The sequence below is a fragment of the Paenibacillus mucilaginosus 3016 genome, assembly GCF_000250655.1.
Classification (GTDB): Bacteria; Bacillota; Bacilli; order Paenibacillales; family NBRC-103111; genus Paenibacillus_G; species Paenibacillus_G mucilaginosus.
The window spans coordinates 7,009,601-7,029,038 of record NC_016935.1; the positions used below are offsets into that span (position 1 = coordinate 7,009,601).

12 protein-coding genes are annotated in these 19,438 nt (G+C 56.5%); 2 read left to right on the forward strand and 10 right to left on the reverse strand.

What is annotated here, in order from left to right; all coding sequences use genetic code 11:
* Window positions 1-122: 122 nt before the first annotated feature.
* Together PM3016_RS28880 and PM3016_RS28885 are read right to left on the reverse strand one after the other, a co-directional pair.
* A complete protein-coding gene (locus tag PM3016_RS28880) occupies window positions 123-1,739 on the reverse strand; it encodes an extracellular solute-binding protein (protein WP_014371884.1) in 1,617 nt (538 codons plus the stop codon).
* Complete coding sequence (locus PM3016_RS28885) at window positions 1,736-4,099, reverse strand: AraC family transcriptional regulator (RefSeq protein WP_014371885.1); 2,364 nt, start codon at window positions 4,097-4,099, stop codon at window positions 1,736-1,738. The genes PM3016_RS28880 and PM3016_RS28885 overlap by 4 nt, the downstream gene beginning before the upstream one ends.
* Window positions 4,100-4,392: 293 nt before the next feature.
* Between PM3016_RS28885 and PM3016_RS28890 the strand changes: the two genes are divergently transcribed.
* Complete coding sequence (locus PM3016_RS28890) at window positions 4,393-5,751, forward strand: jacalin-like lectin (protein ID WP_014371886.1); 1,359 nt, start codon at window positions 4,393-4,395, stop codon at window positions 5,749-5,751.
* A 246-nt stretch (window positions 5,752-5,997) separates the two neighbouring features.
* Window positions 5,998-9,102 (forward strand): S-layer homology domain-containing protein, encoded by a 3,105-nt coding sequence (locus PM3016_RS28895; protein WP_014371887.1) that lies wholly within the window; start codon window positions 5,998-6,000, stop codon window positions 9,100-9,102.
* 115 nt (window positions 9,103-9,217) lie between these two features.
* Here the strand turns inward: PM3016_RS28895 and PM3016_RS28900 are convergent, their stop codons facing one another.
* The 8 genes from PM3016_RS28900 to PM3016_RS28930 all read right to left on the reverse strand — a co-directional run bounded on the left by PM3016_RS28900 (window position 9,218) and on the right by PM3016_RS28930 (window position 19,358).
* Entirely contained in the window at window positions 9,218-11,542 is a 2,325-nt protein-coding gene (locus PM3016_RS28900) for an ABC transporter permease (protein ID WP_014371888.1), read from the reverse strand.
* The gene (locus tag PM3016_RS28905) at window positions 11,542-12,246 is read right to left on the reverse strand and encodes an ABC transporter ATP-binding protein (RefSeq protein ID WP_014371889.1); all 705 of its coding nucleotides are present in this window, start codon (window positions 12,244-12,246) and stop codon (window positions 11,542-11,544) included. Before PM3016_RS28905 ends, PM3016_RS28900 begins: the two co-directional genes overlap by 1 nt.
* Before the next feature lie 222 nt (window positions 12,247-12,468).
* Window positions 12,469-13,170: an RNA polymerase sporulation sigma factor SigK gene (sigK, locus tag PM3016_RS28910; RefSeq protein WP_013919982.1), complete on the reverse strand. Its 702-nt coding sequence runs from the start codon at window positions 13,168-13,170 to the stop codon at window positions 12,469-12,471.
* A gap of 129 nt (window positions 13,171-13,299) precedes the next feature.
* Window positions 13,300-14,175 (reverse strand): carbohydrate ABC transporter permease, encoded by an 876-nt coding sequence (locus PM3016_RS28915; RefSeq protein WP_013919983.1) that lies wholly within the window; start codon window positions 14,173-14,175, stop codon window positions 13,300-13,302.
* 15 nt (window positions 14,176-14,190) lie between these two features.
* On the reverse strand, window positions 14,191-14,895 hold the full coding sequence (locus tag PM3016_RS28920; RefSeq protein ID WP_238540346.1) for an ABC transporter permease subunit: 705 nt from the start codon (window positions 14,893-14,895) through the stop codon (window positions 14,191-14,193).
* A 42-nt stretch (window positions 14,896-14,937) separates the two neighbouring features.
* Entirely contained in the window at window positions 14,938-15,111 is a 174-nt protein-coding gene (locus tag PM3016_RS40375) for a hypothetical protein (protein WP_238540347.1), read from the reverse strand.
* Between the two features lie 237 nt (window positions 15,112-15,348).
* Window positions 15,349-16,866, reverse strand: a complete 1,518-nt coding sequence (locus PM3016_RS28925; protein WP_014371891.1) for an ABC transporter substrate-binding protein — start codon at window positions 16,864-16,866, stop codon at window positions 15,349-15,351.
* A gap of 212 nt (window positions 16,867-17,078) precedes the next feature.
* On the reverse strand, window positions 17,079-19,358 hold the full coding sequence (locus PM3016_RS28930; protein ID WP_014371892.1) for a cache domain-containing protein: 2,280 nt from the start codon (window positions 19,356-19,358) through the stop codon (window positions 17,079-17,081).
* Between the last annotated feature and the right edge of the window lie 80 nt (window positions 19,359-19,438).

Sequence of the window (19,438 nt, forward strand, 5' to 3'; positions counted from 1 at the left end):
AAGGCCGGGATCAGCTTCGAGTAGGATGATCGAAAAAAACAGGCATCCGCAATTCGGCACGCCTGCTGTTATCTCACCGCCTCGGCTATGAAACTTCCCGCTTCCGCCCGTCCAGGCACAGCTCACTTTGGCGCCTGGCCCCGGTACCACTCGTTCGCCTCGCCAAGCACCTGCTCACCGCCGGCTTCCCTAAACGCCTTGACGAAACCGTCAAACGCCTCGATGGGCGTATCTCCCGTAATCATGGCAACATAGGCTTTATTGCGGAGTTTAATCAGCTCCGGGCCGTATTGGATCAGGGAAGGCAGGGGAACCTTCAGCGCATTGTAAATGCCGTGCTCCCCGAGCCCAAGGGTGGAGGCCCACTGCTCCCTACGGCCCCTCGGGCGCTGCGGAACCATCATGCCGATATTGGCCCCAATGTGGTTGGTATAATTGGCGCTCCGATCAAATGGAGGCAGGATGACGACATCGTCCTTCGCCTCCCCGGCCCACTTCCAGTGCTTTCCCTGGATTCCGTGCTTCATCGTCATGCTCGCTTCCAGATCCGGGTTCGCACTGACATAATCGAGGATTTCGAGGATTTTGGCCAGTTTGCCCGGCTCTTGCAGCGCCCCCGCACCGATCGCCGTATAACTCATCAGCTTGTCGTAGGCCTTGGAGCCCCTCTTCCCCTGGGGGCCTGTAACGGGCTGCCCGAAGATGATCCGGGCCTGGCTGTTCCTGCGGGCCAGCTCCAAGGCATTGAACGCCGCTTCTACCGGAACCTCTCCCCCTTTGTCGTCCATAACCTGGTAATCCCCTGCTTGAACCCAGTGATAATAGTTGCCCATCGAGGTCATTCCGATCCTGCCGTGAATAAAGGCATGGGACAAGTGCTTGTAGCCGCCCTTGTTCTCGCCGGTTATGAACTCGGGATCAATGACGCCGTCCCGGTACCACTTCTGCAAATACCCCAGCGCTTCCTTCATCTCCGGTTCCAGCGCCCCGATGACAAGGCGGTGATCCTTCTCGGCAAAATAGAGCTGCTCGGTAAACACCATCTGTCCGAATGCGCCGAAGACAACGTTCATCCCTTCGCTTGAGAGGCCATACGTATCGTGCTTCCCGTTGCGGTCCGGATCCTCGCGCGTGAAGGCATACATCACCTTCTCGAGCTCCGCCAGGGTTGCTGGGGGCTTAAGACCAAGCTGATTCAGCCAATCCTCCCTGTAAACGACGGGAACCCGGTACGCATTGGTCGGATTGATCACCGGAATGCCATACTGCCTGCCATCCAGCTGTCCGTATTCCATATAGCCCGGAGCATCGGTATGAATGAGGCGGGTCAGGTTCGGCGCATGCTGTTCGAGCATCCCCGGCGGGATTTCGGCCAGCACCTGCTGGTTCCGGTACTTCAACAGATCATACGACTGACGGATACGGAACAGATCGGGGATTTCGCCCTGCGCCAGCTTGAGATCCAGCAGCGCTTCATATTGATTGTTTTCGAGATTCCAAATCTCCAGATCCACATTGAATTTGTCTTCCAGGAACCGGACCATCTCCGCATCCCCGGGAACCGCTTCATTCAAATGCATTGTCCATGTAATGTGATACCGCTCCCCCTGGGCGGACGCAGCGGAAGCGGAGACGCCTTCGGCCACAGATGCCTGTTCGTCCGGCATTCGGCAGGCGCTTAGCAGAAGGAGCAGCGCTGAAAGAATAAGCCCCCATCGGCGGCTGATCGTCATTGTCATAAGCATGACCTTTCATCGAAGGAATGGCTGCCCGTGTTCACTAGACTTCGGACATAAGTCTTCGGTGTACATCCATGGATTTCCTTGAACTTCTTGATAAAGTAAGCGGGGGTTCCATAGCCGACAGCACCCGCAACCTGTTCAACGGTCAGGGAACTGTTCTGCATAAGCTCCAACGCGCGTTCCATCCGCTTCTGCGTGACGAATTCCGTATAGCCCATTCCCGTTTCTTCCTTGAAGATCCTGCTGAGGTATTTGGCGCTCAAAAAGACTTCTGCCGCTGCCGCATCCAGCGACAGATCTTCCGAAAGGTGCGAGATGACGTACTGCTTGACGGCTTCTATGCTGTCCTTAGCCCGTTCGTCACTGCGCTTCTCCATAAGCTCGTAACACTCCGCAATCGACGATAGCAGCCACTCCCGGAAGCTGTGGATGTCGTAAAGGGATGGGTACTGCCTGTAGAGATCGATCTGAAGCGGCCCCGGCTGCTTCACCCTCGCGGTCTTCAAGAAGTCCGCGTACATCGAGACCAGGTTCCTCAGCACAAATTGACCGTAATCGGCCGCATACATGCCTTCCATCAACTCTTCCAGAAGATGGTCGGTGGCAGCGGTCACGTCATTCAAACTCCTGGCCTGCAGCTTTTCTTTGAACTTCAGGAGAGCGGACTGCGGGATTTCCAGGTGGCTGTGTTCCCGGTTCAGCAGGCTGAGCTCCCGAAGAATCGAAGCTTCCGGGAAGAAAAAGCCGTACTTGATCAGCGTCTGCGCGGCTGCGAAGCTTTGGCAGACCTGGCTCCACTCCTCCACCCACAGGCCCCAGGCGATTTTAAACTGCAGGCCGAAGTGAGCCTCGACATCCGACAAAATCTGTCCCGAGACCGATTCCAGCAAGGCATCGTCCGGATGATGCGCACATACGATCACGACGATTTTGTGATCCGGCAGCTCTTCCGCAATGAGGCGCGCCTCTTCCATACCCGCCGCTTCCAGCTGGTTGATCAGCTTGTACACGGCATACCGGTTGGCCTTGGAGCCCAGCTCCTTGAAGCCCTTGCTGACCGGGTCGATCACCATGCAGCAGTAGCCGGAGTAGTCCATGGAGAAGTTCAGCGACAAGAGCTGATCTTCCAGCTCATCGGGAAGGTACCCGTTCCGGAGCACATTCATCACCACGTTGTGCTTGATCACCGGCTGATTGGCCTGGAGCGTCTCCTCCAGGGTGCTTACCTTGGTGGACAGCTTATGAATGGCCGTATCGATCAGCACGTACTCATTATGGCGGGTCTCGGAAGGATGCTCGAACAAGCCTTTCACTTTGCCCATGAGCCGTTTGATCGGAGAATAGCTGATCACCGTGAAGACCCCCGAGAGAACCGCACCAATGAAAATAGCGAACAAGCAGATGTACAGGATGACCTTTTGCAGGACGAGCGACTTTTGATAGAAGCTGTTCTCCTGAATGACATTGTAGATTTTCCAGGGGCTCGACGGAAGCTTATGGTGGGATACGACATAGGGGGTATCCCCGATCGTCTCGGTGAAGCTTTGCGCTTCCGCCTGGGAGGCAAGCATGCTCTTGATCGAGTCCGTCTCCCCGGCCCGGCGCCCGAGCATGGTTTTGTCCGCCGCCGAAATCACGATGCCCTGCTCATCGATCAGGTAAGTGTTCGGGTAGTCCGCAGGCATCATCTGCCGGAGAATGCCGCTGAAAGCCGATTCCTTGATATCCATGCCGATCATCAGGTCGGATGCTTCGCCCATCGAATGGAAGGGATAACTGCGGGCATACGTCATCAGAGGCTGCATCCCGTTGCTCGCGGATGCGCTCGCATGAATATCCTTGGGCACCATGCGCGGGCCGGTCCACAAGGAGCCGCTCCCGCTGGTCCGCATCCTCTCGATCCAGTCCATCGAGCGGAAGGCTTCGCTATCTGCATCCACGCGGGTCTTCAGTCCATACAGGGAGGAGATCATGACGCCCGACTTCGGATAGTACAAATGAATGGCCTGCACGAGATCCGAATTCGTGATGACCTCCTGCTTCAGATGATCCTGAATATCCAGAATGGTGCTGTTTTGTCCCTGAAAGGAACCCTTCGGCGCTATATCGACACTCGTCGTTTTCTTCAGTGTAATGTCCAAATAAATCTTATGGACCCGCTCGAGAACGGCGGATTCCATGGTTTGGGCCGCATTCTTCAGCATGATCCCGTTTCGGCTTCGGATTTCTTCATTATAGTTGTAGGGTACGACCAGATAGAAAATGGAGCACAGCAAGAGAACAACGACGATAACGATCGTCAGATACGAAATCGCCAGGTTCGCAAACACGGTATTTCTCTTTCTCATCGCTATCATCGCTTCCCCTCCTTCCAATTCCAGATTATACAGCATCCCCGGGGACAGGTTCGGCCATTTACCGAAACTTAACAGTTCGCTTGGGAGGAATGGAAATATTTGAGGGTTGGACGATGGGCTCCCCGGCTGACCGGCATCCCGGCCCCCGGGGAAGTGGCCTGAATTCATGGACGCTGCCTTGGATCGTACGATTTTGGTATCATGCGGAAATTGTTCTATTGAGGCCCCTTTCCCCGGATGCTAGATTGATGTCGTAGTTCCAAATTGCATGCAGAAGGGTGATGAAAAGAACAATGATGCCTTGGCGAAAGGTGCTGCCCATCGCGCTGGCGGCGAGCGTTATGCTCCCTCTGGGAATGACTGGCGGCCCCGTGAAACCGGCCCATGCGGCTGCGGGCAGCTTCGATGTCCTGTCCTATAACATAGGCGGGCTGCCGGCCATCCTGTCCAGCAGTGCCGATCCGGAGAAGTATACCCCGATGATCGGCGCCAAGCTCGCTCCTTATGAGGTGGTGAACGTGCAGGAGGACTTCAATTATCACGCCTCGCTCTATGCGAGCGATACCCATCCCTACCGTACGCCTACCTCCGGCGGCGCCGGGATCGGCAGCGGCCTGAACACCTTGTCCCATTACCCGCTGTACGATCTGAAACGGGTTACCTGGAACAAGCGGCATGGGCTCTTCGATAACGGCTCGGACGAGCTGACCCCTAAAGGGTTCACCTATACGCAGGTCAAGATCGCCGACGGAGCTTATATCGACGTCTACAATCTTCATGCCGACGCGAACACCGATACGCTCTCGAATGAGGCCAGACGCGACAATCTGACCCAGCTGGCCGCCTACATCGAGGCGAATTCGCAGGGTCACGCCGTGCTTGTGCTCGGCGACACCAACTGCAGATACACCAGGTCGGAGGATCAGCTGAAGTCGCTGTTCGTCGACAGACTGGGCATGAAAGACGCCTGGATCGAGCAGATCCGGGGCGGCAGCTATCCGGCCATGGGCTCCGCAGCACTGCTGGGCACGCCGGGGTCGACCAGTCCGGACAACGAAGTGGTCGATAAAATTTTCTACCGAAGCGGCGCTGCCGTATCGCTGCAGACGAATGCCTACAAGGTGGAGGATACTTACTTTACCGACTCCACCGGGCACCAGCTGTCCGACCATTATGCCGTCAGCGCGAACTTCTCCTTCTCCACCGGCGGCGGCCTGATCTACAGCGACCTGGTGGGCGGAGACGGCGGAACCCCCTTCAACTTCCTGGCAAGCACCTCCCCGGCGGCCAGCCAACCGGCCTCGGTCACCTTAAGAGGCGCAAGCCGGCTGGACGCGGTGTCGATGTCCTATGCGAACGGAACGGTGCTGACAAGCGGCGGAACCGGCGGCAATGCGTCATCGCTTATCCTCGGCAGCGGGGAATATTTCGTCAGCGCGCTCCTGTACCAGAATACGTACAACGAAAGCAGCCGCGTGTTCTATCTGGAACTGACCACGAACCAAGGCCGCAAGGTCTCCGCCGGTACGAAGAGCGGCACCGCCACCACACTGACCGCCCCGGCAGGCAGCTATATCGCCGGCTTCTTCGGACGCTCAGGCGATACCATCGACAAGCTGGGTCTGGTCTATAAAGCTTTGCCTGCGAAGTGAGTTTGTTTGCGAGGCTATGCGAAGCCATAGGCATGGGATGCACTTCATATGCCCGCGAGGCTGTATCTTTTTGATAGCGACCTTTATGCGAAGCATCTCTTACAAATTTAACCGCGAGGATATGCGAAGCCATAGGCGGATGCACTACCCTATACCAGCGAGGCTATATCTTTTTGGTAGCGACCTTTATGCGAAGCATAACGGAGCGCAAAAAGATATAGCCGAGCCGAAAGGAAGACACAACACATGAAAACCATAAAAACCGTATCCACCGCGTTAAGCCTGACCCTGCTGCTCCAAACGATTCCAGCGCATTTCGCCAGCGCGGAGGCCATCCCGTCCATCCCCTTGGCAGAACCGGCAGCCTCCGTATCCTCATCTGTGTATCTTCCTCCCGCGCCGGCCTGGGGACATTTCGTCGATTCCTACAAAACGAATCAGGCGGCGAACAATACAACGACCTCCAATGCGGCCATCGGGATGCTGTCCCAGTTCCTCGAGCTTTGGACACCGGGAAGCTCCTGGGATAACGGCACCAAGCTGAACAGCAGCGTGCTCGACGCCAACATTCAGAAGGTGGTTGACATTGCCGCCAAGCGGACCCAGGCCGAAGCCGATATGGCTTATTACGACGACCGCAGAAAGCAAAGCTACGGCGTCATCGACGGCCTCGGCTCGCTCACCGACGTATACCGCACGAACGCGGGCGCCACCACAACGATCAACGACATCCCCGCCGACACCACCACGAAAAAGTACGATGACGGCGGAACCGATGCCGGTGACCCGAACTCGAATTTCGGCCGGATCGTAACGCTGGTCAAGACCCTGCGCGGCAACTACTCGTCCACGAACCCGGCCAAAAACTTTTATGCCTATAAGCGCCCGTTCCGCTGGGCCGGCACGTCGATCATCGTGCCTTCGCTGGTGCCTGCCATCAGCAAGACACCGGAAACCGACGGCGGCTATCCGAGCGGACACACCAACGCCTCGTATCTGAGCGCATTCGCGATGGCCTATGCCGTGCCCGAGCGGTACCAGGAGCTGCTGACGCGGGCATCGGAGATGGGCAGCAGCCGGATTGCATCCGGGATGCACTCCCCGATGGATGTCATGGGCGGAAGGATCATGGCGACGGCACTGTCGGCTGCGATCCTGGCCGACCCCGACAATGCCGCGGTGAAGCAGGCCGCTTATGACGAAGCGCACGCCAAGCTGCTCACGCAAACAGGTACGGCGGAAGACCGCTTCAGCGATTATGCGAAGAATAAGGCGCAGTATACCGAGCGGTTGACCTACGGCTTCAGCCAGATCGGCGACACCTCCAAGCCCATGACCGTACCGAAGGGCGCCGAGGTGCTGCTGGAGACCCGTCTGCCTTACCTGGATGGCCCGCAGCGCCGCGAGGTACTGGCCACGACTGGCCTGCCTTCCGGTTACCCGGTGCTGGATGACCCCGAGGGCTGGGGACGGCTCAACCTCTTTGCGGCTGCGGACGGATACGGCGCCTTCCACCAGGATGTCACCGTAACCATGGACGCCTACCAAGGCGGCTTCCATGCGGCCGACCGCTGGCGCAACGATATTTCCGGTACGGGTAAGCTGACCAAGGCAGGCTCGGGTACGCTCAAGCTGCAGGGCGGCAACACGTACTCCGGCGGCACGCAGATCCTCGGCGGCCTGCTCGTGGGCGAATCCCCGTCCGCCTTCGGAACCGGCGACGTTGCCGTTAACGAAGGAAGCTTGGCGGAACAGGTTTCCGGCAGCATGACCATCGGCGGGAATTATACGCAGGCTGCAGGCGGTACGCTCGAGCTGAACGTCGGCGGCGCCCAGGATCTGCTGGAAATTAAAGGTGCGGCCCAGCTGAACGGCAAGCTGCGTCTGAATTTTACGGATGCCTATGTGCCTGGCGGCGTTATGACCATCCTGACCCATGCCAAGGATCAGCGGACAGGACAGTTCGCCTCCGTAGAGACGGCAGGCCTGCCGAGCCAGTATAAAGCGAATGTCAGCTATCTGTCCGACCGGATCCAGGTAGCGGTTGAGAATACATCGTCGTCCTCCGGCTCGGACAACTCTTCCTCCTCCCCTTCTGCTCCGGCTGCGGATCCAAAGCCAGCCGAAGGTACAAAGCCGGCTGACGGTGCTTTGCCGGCCGAGGGCGACCGGCATAAGATGAGCGTATCTGTCCCAGCTGCTGTGGACGAGAACGGAAGAGCAGCGGCCGAACTGCAGGCTTCCCAGCTGAGCGATCTGCTGAGCAAAGTCAATTCCCAGACCGGAGAAGGCATGGTCGCGGAACTGAAAGCCGAACCTGCCAAGCAGGCGAAATCGGTAGAGCTTACCCTTTCCAAAGAAGCAATCGGCAAGCTGGCCGACAGCAAAGCGAAGGAAGTCGCCATCACAACTTCGTTCGGAACTGTCACGCTCCGCAAAGACGTGCTGGAGCGTTTGGAGAACACGGCGGGAGATGCGATCCGGATCGGGATGGCTCCAGCGGACACCGCTAAGTTTGCTGACGAAGCCAAGAGTCTGATCGGCACAAGACCTGCGCTGCAGGTGACCCTTCTCTCCGGAACCTCCAGCATCAAGAGCTTCGGCGGAAGCCGCATCGGCATCCAGATCCCTTATCAAGCGGCGCAAGGGGAAGATACGAATGCGCTTGGGGTCAGCGAGATCGATGCGAACGGCAAGCCGCACCTTCTCCCGCAATCGGCCTTCAGCCCGCGTGATGGACAGGCGTCCTTCCTGACCGATCATCTCGGCACCTATGCCGTAAGCTATAACAAAGTCAGCTTCAACGACACATCCGCACATTGGGCGGACAGCTATGTGACCTACCTGGCTGCGCGCGGCATCGCCTCCGGTTCCGGCGACAGCACCTTCGCTCCCGATGCGAGCATCACGCGGGCCGAATTCGTCAAGCTGCTGGCAGGGATCGCCCATGCCGATGGTTCCGGCTTCACGGCTTCGGCATTCACGGACGTCCAGGCGGGCGACTGGCACATGCCATACGTGGCGTGGGCTGCCCAGCAGAAGCTTGTCGAAGGAGACGCGGATGGACAGTTCCGGCCCGATGCCCGAATCAGCCGCGAGGAACTGTGCGTCATGCTGAACCGGTTCGCCGGTCTGACCGGTTACTCCCTGCCGTCTGCTGCAGGTGACGCCGGTTTTGCCGACCAGCACCTGATCAGCTCTTGGGCGGCCGATGCGGTCAGCGCCTTGTACCAAGCGGGCTTCATTGCCGGCAAAGACAACCGGCAGTTTGACCCGCAGGGCCCTACCACGAGAGCGGAAGCCGCGAAGCTGCTCGCGGTATTCCTTCAAGGCATGGTGGAGCAAAGATAAGCATGACTAACCCGCCGTAAAACAATAAAAACCTTCTTTACTGTCCCGTTCCATATGAAACAGGGACAGTAAAGAAGGTTTTGTTCTTCCAGATCATCCGAAGAGCCGCTTTCCATTACTCTATACTTTTTAACGATTCAATCATATGGATTCGGGACACCTTTCTCCGCAGCAGCAAGTTAGAGAGAGTGGTGAGCAAGAAGGCAAGAATGACGGATACCAGGATAACCAACAGACTGAGTTGATCCGGGATTTGCTGATGGGTACTCGACAGCGCCTCAACAATGATGGAATACATCCAGCCGCTGATCGGCAGTGCTGCAATGACCGCAAAGGTGGTGAGGATCATGTTCTCAACGAAGATAAGCCGGTTTATTTTGCTTTTGGGATAACCCAATACCTTAAGAGTGGCAAGCTCGCGATTCCTTTCATAAATATTGATGGAGGATATCGTGTAGATGGCACCAAACGAAAGAATGACGGCACTGATGATAAACAGGACAAAGATAAAACGATTTTGCTTCAGAATATATTGTGCGGATTCTTTCAAATCATTCTTGTCATGGATGGTATCTACCTGCTTATCTTGTTCGAAGAACTGGCGGACGGAAGTAAGGTCTGCGGCGCTGCCGGCTTTCACTAGAAGCGAGGTTGGTTGGTAGTCGATGCCAAAGCTCTTAAGATACGCTATCGTGCAATAGAACGAGGAATTCGAATACTGGTTGGATATTTGCGCAACCTTCATATCAACCGTTTTATTCGCAAACGACGGATCGGTGAATCTGATGCGGATCGCATCCCCTACCGCAACCTGATAGTGGCCCGCATACGATTTGGGTACCAGCACGCCGCTGTCCTCAAGCGCCGTCGGATTGTCGTTCTCGTCGAAAAAGTGAATGAGATCATTATCCTTCTCCGTAACGATCAACGTGGCGTTCTCATGATGATCGCCTTTGATGAATTCCACGGGAAGGGCCGATTGATGATAACTGCTTTCAATCCCGGCGGGCAGCCGGAGCTTCTGCAGCTCTGCTTCCCTCGTATATTCTACCTTCAGATCATAGGTATTCACCTCCTCGATCTGGTCGGCCACCCTTTGTAAAGACGTCTGCGTCCCGAAAGCAGTGATCAATAACACGGTGCTCACCACAACGCCGACGGAGCTTGCTAACGCCTTTTGCTTATGAAGAAAGATGTTTCTCAAAATGAGCTTGTGGCTGTAGGAAAGGCGTCTCCAGATCCCCGGAAACTGTTCGATGAGCAGCTTCTTCATCTTCTTCGGAGGTTTAGGCCGCATTGCCTGCGCTGCGCGTTCACGCAGAATGCCTATGCCGCTCAAGTAACAAGACAGCATGCCGAATGCGCTCGAGAACAGGATGGGCAGAATGACCGAGAAGGAGGATAGGGAGAAGGCGATGTTCGGCAGCGAGTAGGCTTTGGCATTCGACGCCTCAATCAATGGAATGAATAGGCTGGCCGCAGCGACGCAGCCAAGAATGGAGCCTATGATGCCGACAAGCACCGGGAATCCCATGTAATGGAGCATGATGCTGCTGTTCTTCACTCCCAGTGCCTTCATAATGCCAACTTGGTTCCTTTGCGAATCGATGATCCGGGACATGGTAAGGAAGAGAATGATCGCTTCGATGATAAAGAGAACCAACGGAATAACCCTGCTCATCAATTGATTGTTATGGATGGTTTGCTGGAGCTGCGAATAACTGAATGTCCGCTCCTTGCTTATTTGGCTTACATAGGAAAGTTTCTTGGATTGCGCTTCAATGGTTTGACCTAACTGGTCTACATCGACCCCTTCTGCCGCATCGATCAAAACTTCATTATAGTAAAGACTTCCTGCGATTCGGGGAACTCCCGCTTCAGCCATATAGGCGAATCCAGACGTTTTATGGTCTTGGGTTTCGTTCTTTTTGGCATATTCCACATTCTCGCCCAAGCCGCTGATGATGAACGCCACATCCTTGTCATTGACACTTACCTTGATTTGATCCCCGACTTTGTACTGATGTTCCCTGGCGTAATGGGAATCCAGCAAGAGCTGATCCTTGCCGGACGGAATGCTGCCCTCTATGATCGCAGGCGTATTCATGATATTGCCCGCAGGGATCGAATGGATCTTTAAGGTCGCTTTCGTGTCGTCAAAGGATTGAGTCGCAGTGAAGGTGTAGCGTCCTTCAACTTTGTTGATCCCTTCGATGTTGCCAAGCGCCGCCGTGTCCTGCTTGGAAATGTGCTCGTAGTAGACGTTCAAGTCGCTTAAATGATGCGCTTGAAAGTAGTCCTTCGTGTAAGCGCTCAAATTATTGCTTAGCGTAACCAGCCCCGTGTAGAAAAAAGCGCCTACGGTGACAACCAGCACTAAGGCAAGAAATTGGCCGATCGATTGCTTGATATCCCGTAGCAATTTCTTGAATAAGTTCATCACCACTCTATCCCTTCGACGCTTTGCTTGAGCTCATTGACCGTTACGCTTTCGATTTTTCCGCTTTTCACCCGAATGATTTTATCCGCCATCGGCGCAATGGCGGCGTTATGCGTGACCAGCACAACACACGTTTTCGTTTCCCTGTTCAAATCCTGAAGAAGCTTCAATACGGACTTGCCGGTCACATAATCCAACGCGCCGGTGGGCTCATCGCAGAGCAGTAGCGAAGGGTTTTTGGCAACAGCACGGGCTATGGCGACTCGCTGCTGTTCTCCTCCGGAGAGCTGGGACGGGAAGTTGTTCATCCGGTTCTTTAACCCGATTTTAGTTAATATCTCTTTGGCATCCAGATGGTTTTTACAGACTTCAGCGGCGAATTTAACGTTCTCCAAAGCGTTCAAATTGGGGATTAAGTTATAGAATTGAAAGACAAAGCCTACCTTCTCAGCGCGATATGCCGTAAGCTTCTTCTCGTTCAAGCCGGTAAGATCCTGACTGCCGACCGTCACTTTACCCGAGGTAGCCGTATCCATGCCGCCAAGTATATTCAGAATCGTGCTTTTGCCGGCGCCGCTTGCACCAAGAACTACGACGAATTCGCCCTCGTTGATGATAAAATCAACGCCGTTCAGGGCCTTGATCGGCACTTCGCCTATGTTGTATTCTTTCGTTACGTTCTTGAATTCGATTAACTTTTTCACCTTACACCTCCTCCTAAGGGAATCCGGACCGCAAACTGCGGGCACATTGCACGTACACCTTTTATTGTCATTTTTAGAATATGTATCCTTCCCATTCAAATTGATTATACGAAGCCAAAAAGAAAGGAACAACCAACTTCAGTCCCCCCTGAAGCTGGACCAAAGTCGGGTTCCACAACACAACAAAAACAGGCGCCCATGATCGGTACGCCTGCCTTCCTCTCACCGCTTCGCCTTATAAAACTCATGATACAGCTTCATCAGCGCCCGCTTCTCGATCCGCGACACATAGCTCCGCGAAATGCCGAGCTCCTTCGCGATCTCCCGCTGCGTCCGCTCTTCCCCGCCGGCTTCGAGCCCGAAGCGGCCGACGACCACTTCCCGCTCCCGCTCGTCGAGGATATCGAGGTTCTTGTAGATCTTGCTCTTTTCGATCTTGAGCTGCACCTTCTCCACGACGTCGTCGTGCTCCGAGCCGAGGATATCGATCAGCGTGATCTCGTTGCCTTCCTTATCCGTGCCGATCGGGTCGTGCAGCGACACGTCCTTGCGCGTCTTCTTCAGCGACCGCAGATGCATCAGAATCTCGTTCTCTATGCACCGCGCGGCGAAGGTCGCCAGCTTCGTGCCCTTGTCGGGCGAGAACGACTCGATCGCCTTGATCAGGCCGATGGTGCCGATGGATATGAGATCCTCCAGGTCCTCTCCGGTGTTGTCGAATTTCTTCACGATGTGCGCGACCAGCCGAAGGTTGTGTTCGATAAGCAGGTTGCGGGAATGCTGGTTGCCCTGGGCCATGAGCTTCAGGTGCTTCTCCTCGTCATCCTCCGCCAGGGGTTGGGGGAAAGCATTGTTCTTGACATACGAGACGAGCAGCATCAACTCTTTGATGAACAGGGCAACGGCAGTAAAGAATCCAGGCACTTCAGGCACCCCCTCATGGTTTCGCAAAAGCAGCGGAGAGGCCGGCCCAGTGGTGCGGCTTCTTCCGCCAGAGATTAGTACCATTTTATGTGGGTGTCCGCCTATCCGTGCCTGTACCGCAAAAATTCGTTACCCTTTGACCGCGCCGATCGTCATGCCCTTGATGAAGTAGCGCTGCAGGAACGGGTACAGGAAAATGATCGGGCCGATCGTGATGCATACCGTCGAAAGCTGCACGCCGGCGGCGGCCGGGGAGATGTTCACATTCGCATTCAGGTAATCGAGGTTCTGCGAAGTGGACACGATTCTGCGCAGCATCATCTGCAGCGGATGCTTGGTCGGATCGTCGATGAACATCAGCGCATTGAACCAGTCGTTCCAGCACGACAGCGCATAGAACAGCGTGATCGTGGCGATGACGGGCATGGAGATCGGCCAGATGATCCGGAAAAAGATATAGAGCTCATGCGCTCCGTCCACGGTCGCCGCTTCATTGAGCTCGAAAGGCAGCGTACGGAAGTAAGAGGTCATGAGGAAGGCGTTGAACGCCGAGAACAGGTGCGGCAGGATGAGCGCCCAGATCGAATCCCGCAGGTCCAGCCAGTTGGAGATCAGCAGATAATAACCCACCAGACCTGGGGCGAAGAGCATCGTGAAATAAATGTAGAAGGCGAGCACATTGCGGTACTTCACCCTCGGATGGGCCGTTACATAGGCGAACATGGACGTGAGGAGCACCGCTCCCACGGTCCCCGTCACTGTGACGACGATGGAGACCATAGCGCTGCGGTACACCTGGCTGCCCTGAAGCAGGAAGCGGTAGGAGTCCAGCGAGAACTCGGTCGGCAGCAGCTGGAATCCCTTCACAATCTGGTGCTCCGCGGTGAACGATCCGATATACACGAGCCAGAAGGGAATGAAGCACAGCAGGGAAAACATCCCGATGAACACATAGGCCGCGGCGGACAGAGCCCACCCGGATGCGTCTTGTGGTTTGGCCGGCATGCGCAAGGCTCCTCTCTAGAACAGCTTCGAGTCGGGGTCGACCCGGCGGACAACCCCGTTGAAGAACAGGATGGTGATGAAGCCCATCACCGACTGGAACAAGGCCACGGCGGCCGCATTGCTGTAGCTGTTCATGTTGGAGACGTCCCGCAGCGCCCGGTAGGTGTAGGTGTCGATGACATCCGTCGCTTTGAAGAGCAGGGAATTGTCCCCGATGATGCCGTAGATCAGCCCGAAGTCCCCGTAGAAAATCCGCCCCAGCGCCAGCAGCGTCAGCACGATGATGGTCGGCCGGAGCAGCGGCAGGGTGATGTACCAGATCTGCTGCCACCGTTTGGCCCCGTCGATGCGGGCGCTCTCGTAATATTCCTCGGAGAACCCGGTGAGGGTCGCCAGATAAATGATGGAGCCCCACCCGGCCCCCTTCCAGACGAAGATGACCGTTAACAGCAGCGGCCATACGGACGGCGTCTGGAACCAGTCGACCGTCTCCAGTCCCACATCACGCAGCATCCTATTGATCATGCCGTCCTGCCCGTTGAAGAAGTTCAGCACCATCAGATTGACGACGATAATGGAGATAAAATGCGGAAGGATCACCAGCGACTGGGCGGCCTTCTTGAACCAGACCAGCCGGATTTCATTCAGCATCAGAGCGATCAGCAGCGAGAAGAACGTACCCGCGATAATGAACAGCAGGTTGAGGTATACGGTGTTCAAGGTGACTGCCAGCCAGTCCGGACCCGTGAAAAAAACATCAAGTTATCCAGCCCCACCCACCGGCCTCCCCCAGAGCCCCTTCACCGGGATAAACTGCTTGAACGCCAGAAGGTGGGCGGACATCGGCATATAAGAAAAGATAAAGACGTACACCACGACGGGCAGCGCCATGGCATACAGCCATTTGTTCTTCCGGAGCTCCCGGACCACACCCATGCTATTGCTCCCCTTTCATTTCCAACCCCGGCAGCGCGCAGCAAAAAGACCGGCGGCCTGCGTGCGCTGCCGCCGGTAGATGCAAGGCTTCCGGCTGGGCGAGACTTCCGCGGATGCGGCGGCTCCCCCGCAGGGCGAGGCCTCCCGCGTATGCAGCCTCCCGCTAAGCCAGGCTTCCCGCAGACTGGCCGTTCTCCCGCGGATGCAGCCGCGCCCGCCCATGTGCGCCGCGAAGCCCTACTTCTTTTTGCCGGCCAAATACGCATCAAGCTGCTTCTGATATTCCGCCTGGATCTTCTTCACATGGCCGTAGGCCTTCTCCTTGAATTTTGCCAAGCCCTCGTTCGGCTCGATCACCCCCAGCACGACGGGCTCGAACAGCTCCTTGCTCATACTGCTGAGCTGGGCGATCTCATTGGAGACCGGGCTCGGATCGAAGGTGAACCCGGAGAGAATGTCCGCCGTAAAGTTGTTCGGATCCCGCTCCCACTGGTTCAGCTTAATCACTTCTTCGTCCATCGTGGCGTCAATACGGTCGAGCTTGGGATTCCAGCCCCACGCGAACGGAATGCCGGTGTACGGATTTTCCTTGATCGGTTTGTACAGGCCTTCCCCGGCGTCCTCCCAGTTCTTCCCTTTGATGCCGTAGGCGAGCAGGTCGTAGTTGTCCTTCTGATTCAGCGCATTGATGAATTGAATCGCCCGCTCCTTGTTCTTGCTGACCACCGGCACCGCAATGTAGTTGCCCGCCTTGTACGTGGAGCTGAGCTTCATCCCCGGATCATACAGGCTGAACGCTTCCGCGGTGGCGCCAGGAACGGATTTCTCCAGGCCGGTACGGGTACCGAGATTGACGCCGAAGTCGAAGAAGGTCGTGACCGCCGCTTTGCCCTTGGAGAACTCCCCGTTCTTGAGCAGCAGAACATCCTTGGGGAAGATTCCGTCCTTGTAGAACTTATGGTTCATCTCGAAGTTCTTCATCATCATCGGGTCCATGTCATCGAAGATATTGTAGACCTTCCCGTCATTGCCCTTGGTGTACAATCCGGCATAATTCAGCACAGGCGCGAGATTCGCCCCCGGGTCGAGCATCCCGGCCGTCCGGACTCCCACATGCTCCGATCCGTTGGGAATGAACGGCGTGATCCCGGGCACTTTCTCTTTGACCGTATACATGAACCGGACCAGCTCGTCATAGCTCTTGATCGGCGGGACGCCGAGCTTCTCCCGGATATCCTTGCGGATGACGAACGTCCAGGGACGGATAAAATTCACCTCCAGCGGCACCGCATACAGCTTGCCGTTCACCTTGTTGGCCTCGAGCAGCTGCGGGGAGCGGGTGCTCTTGATGTCGGGCCCGTATTTCTCGATGAGCTCGTCGAGCGGTTCGTAGAGGCCGGCCGCGATGCTCTGTACCGGATTGTTGTCCCAGATGAGGTCGTAGTCTTCCGCCGAGGACAGAGCGACCTGCCGCTTCTGCATGACATCCGCCCAGGGGATGAACACGACATTGAGCTTGACGTTCAGCGAATCGGCCAGCCGCTTCTCGAGCTCGCCCTTCACTTCGCTCCAGTTTGCGGGCGGATCTCCCGGGAACATGATTTTCAGTGTAACCGCATTCAATTTACCGGAGGCGCCTTCCTCCCCGCCCTTGCCGGAAGGCCCCGCTTCATCGGAACTGCACGCGGCCATCGTTCCCGCCAGCATCAGCGCCACTGTCAAGGCAAGCCCCCGGGCCCCTCTTCCTCTTCTCATCGCAACCCCTCCTGAATTTCGTAGACCAGCGGAGCCTTCTTTACTGCCGGGCCGTTCTCTCTCTGCCGCCCCCATGCCCTGCTGCCGGCTCCGCTTGGTGTCTGCATCATAAACCGGTAGCCGGCGGTCCGTACAGTCCGGTTTTTACTCATCGGTACGGCTGATTACGCCAGGGGCGGAGTCCGTGATTTCACTGTGAGGAGTCCGGATTTTCATGATGAGGCTCCGGCTGACTTTTCCATACGGTACTGGTTCGGCGTCATGCCGGTGGCCCGTTTGAAGGCGGCGAAGAAGGTGCTTTTCGTCTGAAACCCGGACTGCTCCGTAATCTCCGCTACGGTCCAGTCGGTGGTGGTCAGCAGCTTGGCTGCATAATCGATCCGCTGGCCGGCGATAAAATCGGACAAGGAGCTCCCGAACTGGTCCTTGAAAATCTGCCGGGCATAGTTCACCGACATAGAGACGTGGGCGGCGATGTCATCCACGGAGAGCATCGGATCGTGCAGATGGTTGCGCACATAATCGATCATCTCGGCAGCGACCTCTTCCTTTCGGTTCGAGCCGCTCTTCCTGCGATGGCTGTCCATGATCTTCAGCATCTCCCGGTACATCCACGACTGGACTTCCCCCAGGGTGGCGAACTGGTCTAGGAACGAATGGATGCTCTTCATCCCGTGGAGGACGCTGTGATGCTTGAAGCTTTTCATGATCGTATAAATGATGTGCGTCAGCTGCAATCGGCATTCCTCGTAGCTCAGCTCCCGCATCTGGTGGGTGAGCTGGTCCCAGTACCCCTCCAGCGCCTTCTCATTGCGGAGCTGTACGGAGTGGATCACCTGCTTCAGCAGCGCTTCGTCCAGCTCACTGCCCCGGCCCCGTTCGTACCGCTCCAGGTCCTCCCGGGTATACACTTTGTCCTCTCCGCTGTGGATGAACCGCAGCAGCGTCAACTCGTAGAGCTGGTGGTAGGTCTGCGGCAGGTTCTCCTCCGCATCGAGCCGCGGGCTGACGGCCGCCTGCACCTCAAGCTTCAGCCACTGCCGGATCTGCACCCGTGCTTCCTCCGCTGCGGCGATGACCTGCTCCCACTCCCCCTCCGAAGCAGGTGAAGCAAGGATCGCCACAATGTGGTCGGAGCCGAAGTCCACGGTTTCCGCAGCATAACCCTGATTCGCAAGCACCTCGGACAGGATGTTCCCTATCGAAAAACGCAGCAGCTTCCGTGAAGCGAAATCATACTGCTCAGTGAAGCGTCCGTACGACTCCAGCCGGATGACGGCCATACGGAACCATCCCGCACGGAGCAGGGGCGTCCGGCTTTCGATGAATTCCCGCACGGGCTTCGAAGGCCTCGGACTGAGAATCCACTGGCGCAGAAAATCGTCCTTGATCAAAGCCTGGCTGCTCTTCATCGACAGATCGAGCTGCTCGATCCGCTCCACCAGGGACTGGAACCCCGAGTGAAGCAGCGCCATCTCGTTCCCGGCAAGCGGGGATTGGTTGACCGGGTCCCCTTGGCCAAGACGGCTCTTAACGTGGGCGGCCAGGTCGCTGAGCGGCTTCAGGCTCCGGTAGGACTGCCAGTACAGGAACAGCAGCAGCGCGGCCAGGAGCAGTACGGAAGAACCGATAATCTCGAGCCGGATCTTGGCAACCTTCGCCTGCCACAACGAGAGGGGGGACAGGTGATACACCTTCCAGCCTTCGATAGGAAGCTGCTCCGAGCGGATGGACCAGGTCTCCCCTCCGGACTCCCACCTCCAGCCTGCCGCTCCCTCCGGCACCTGCACGGCACTCAGCTCCTTCGCTAACGCAGGGTCCGCATTGCCGAGAATGTACTCTCCGTTTTTTCCTTCTATATATAGCTTGTTCTGATCCTCGTCCGAGACCTGGAGCATGTACTCCTTCAGCAGCGGTTTGCTGAACAGGATCGCCGCATAGCCCTGGTAGCTCTGACGGGGCCCGGCGGACGGAACGACCAGAGCCAGATACGTCTCTCCCTCCACTTCATGGTTCACGTACTGCAGATACGGGGTGGTCTGATGTTGAATGTAGTCCAGCAGGGCGGGGTCGTAAAAATCCTGGGTGGAATAAATGCTGGAGTCGGAGGTGTAAATGCGGTCGAGATCGAAGTTGATCAAATAAATGGCGTGGATAAAGGGCTCGCTGCTCATGAACTCCCTGACGCTGGTAGCGGCCTTGCTTAAGGCCAACGGTGCCTCTGCGCCCTTCTCCATGCTGAGCCAGAGCTTGATGCTCTCATCCGAATAGATCCGGAGGGCAAACTGGCGCAGCTGCTGCAGAGTGAATTCGGAGGATTTCATCACCTGCTTCATCTTTGCCTCGTGGGACTTGTCCATCTCCTCCAGGGCCGTCCGGACGAACTGCCCGCTGAGGAACCAGGTGAACATCAGGGTGAGCAGGCTGACGGCGGCACAGGAGTACAGAAAGATGGTCAAGTACATTTTCTTCGGTTTGATACGGCTCCACATGAGCTTCCTCTCCCCTCTTCCCAAGCTCCAAGATGAACATAGGCCAGGATTCCAGATTTGTCCAGTATGAATCTTATCGG

What these genes read in the sequence shown, in the direction of transcription:
- PM3016_RS28880 (WP_014371884.1), bottom strand. Translation starts at nt 1,739, where the DNA reads ATGACAATGACGATCAGCCGCCGATGGGGGCTTATTCTTTCAGCGCTG.
- PM3016_RS28885 (WP_014371885.1), bottom strand. Translation starts at nt 4,099, where the DNA reads ATGATAGCGATGAGAAAGAGAAATACCGTGTTTGCGAACCTGGCGATT.
- PM3016_RS28890 (WP_014371886.1), top strand. Translation starts at nt 4,393, where the DNA reads ATGATGCCTTGGCGAAAGGTGCTGCCCATCGCGCTGGCGGCGAGCGTT.
- PM3016_RS28895 (WP_014371887.1), top strand. Translation starts at nt 5,998, where the DNA reads ATGAAAACCATAAAAACCGTATCCACCGCGTTAAGCCTGACCCTGCTG.
- PM3016_RS28900 (WP_014371888.1), bottom strand. Translation starts at nt 11,542, where the DNA reads ATGAACTTATTCAAGAAATTGCTACGGGATATCAAGCAATCGATCGGC.
- PM3016_RS28915 (WP_013919983.1), bottom strand. Translation starts at nt 14,175, where the DNA reads ATGCCGGCCAAACCACAAGACGCATCCGGGTGGGCTCTGTCCGCCGCG.
- PM3016_RS40375 (WP_238540347.1), bottom strand. Translation starts at nt 15,111, where the DNA reads ATGGGTGTGGTCCGGGAGCTCCGGAAGAACAAATGGCTGTATGCCATG.
- PM3016_RS28925 (WP_014371891.1), bottom strand. Translation starts at nt 16,866, where the DNA reads ATGAGAAGAGGAAGAGGGGCCCGGGGGCTTGCCTTGACAGTGGCGCTG.
- PM3016_RS28930 (WP_014371892.1), bottom strand. Translation starts at nt 19,358, where the DNA reads ATGTGGAGCCGTATCAAACCGAAGAAAATGTACTTGACCATCTTTCTG.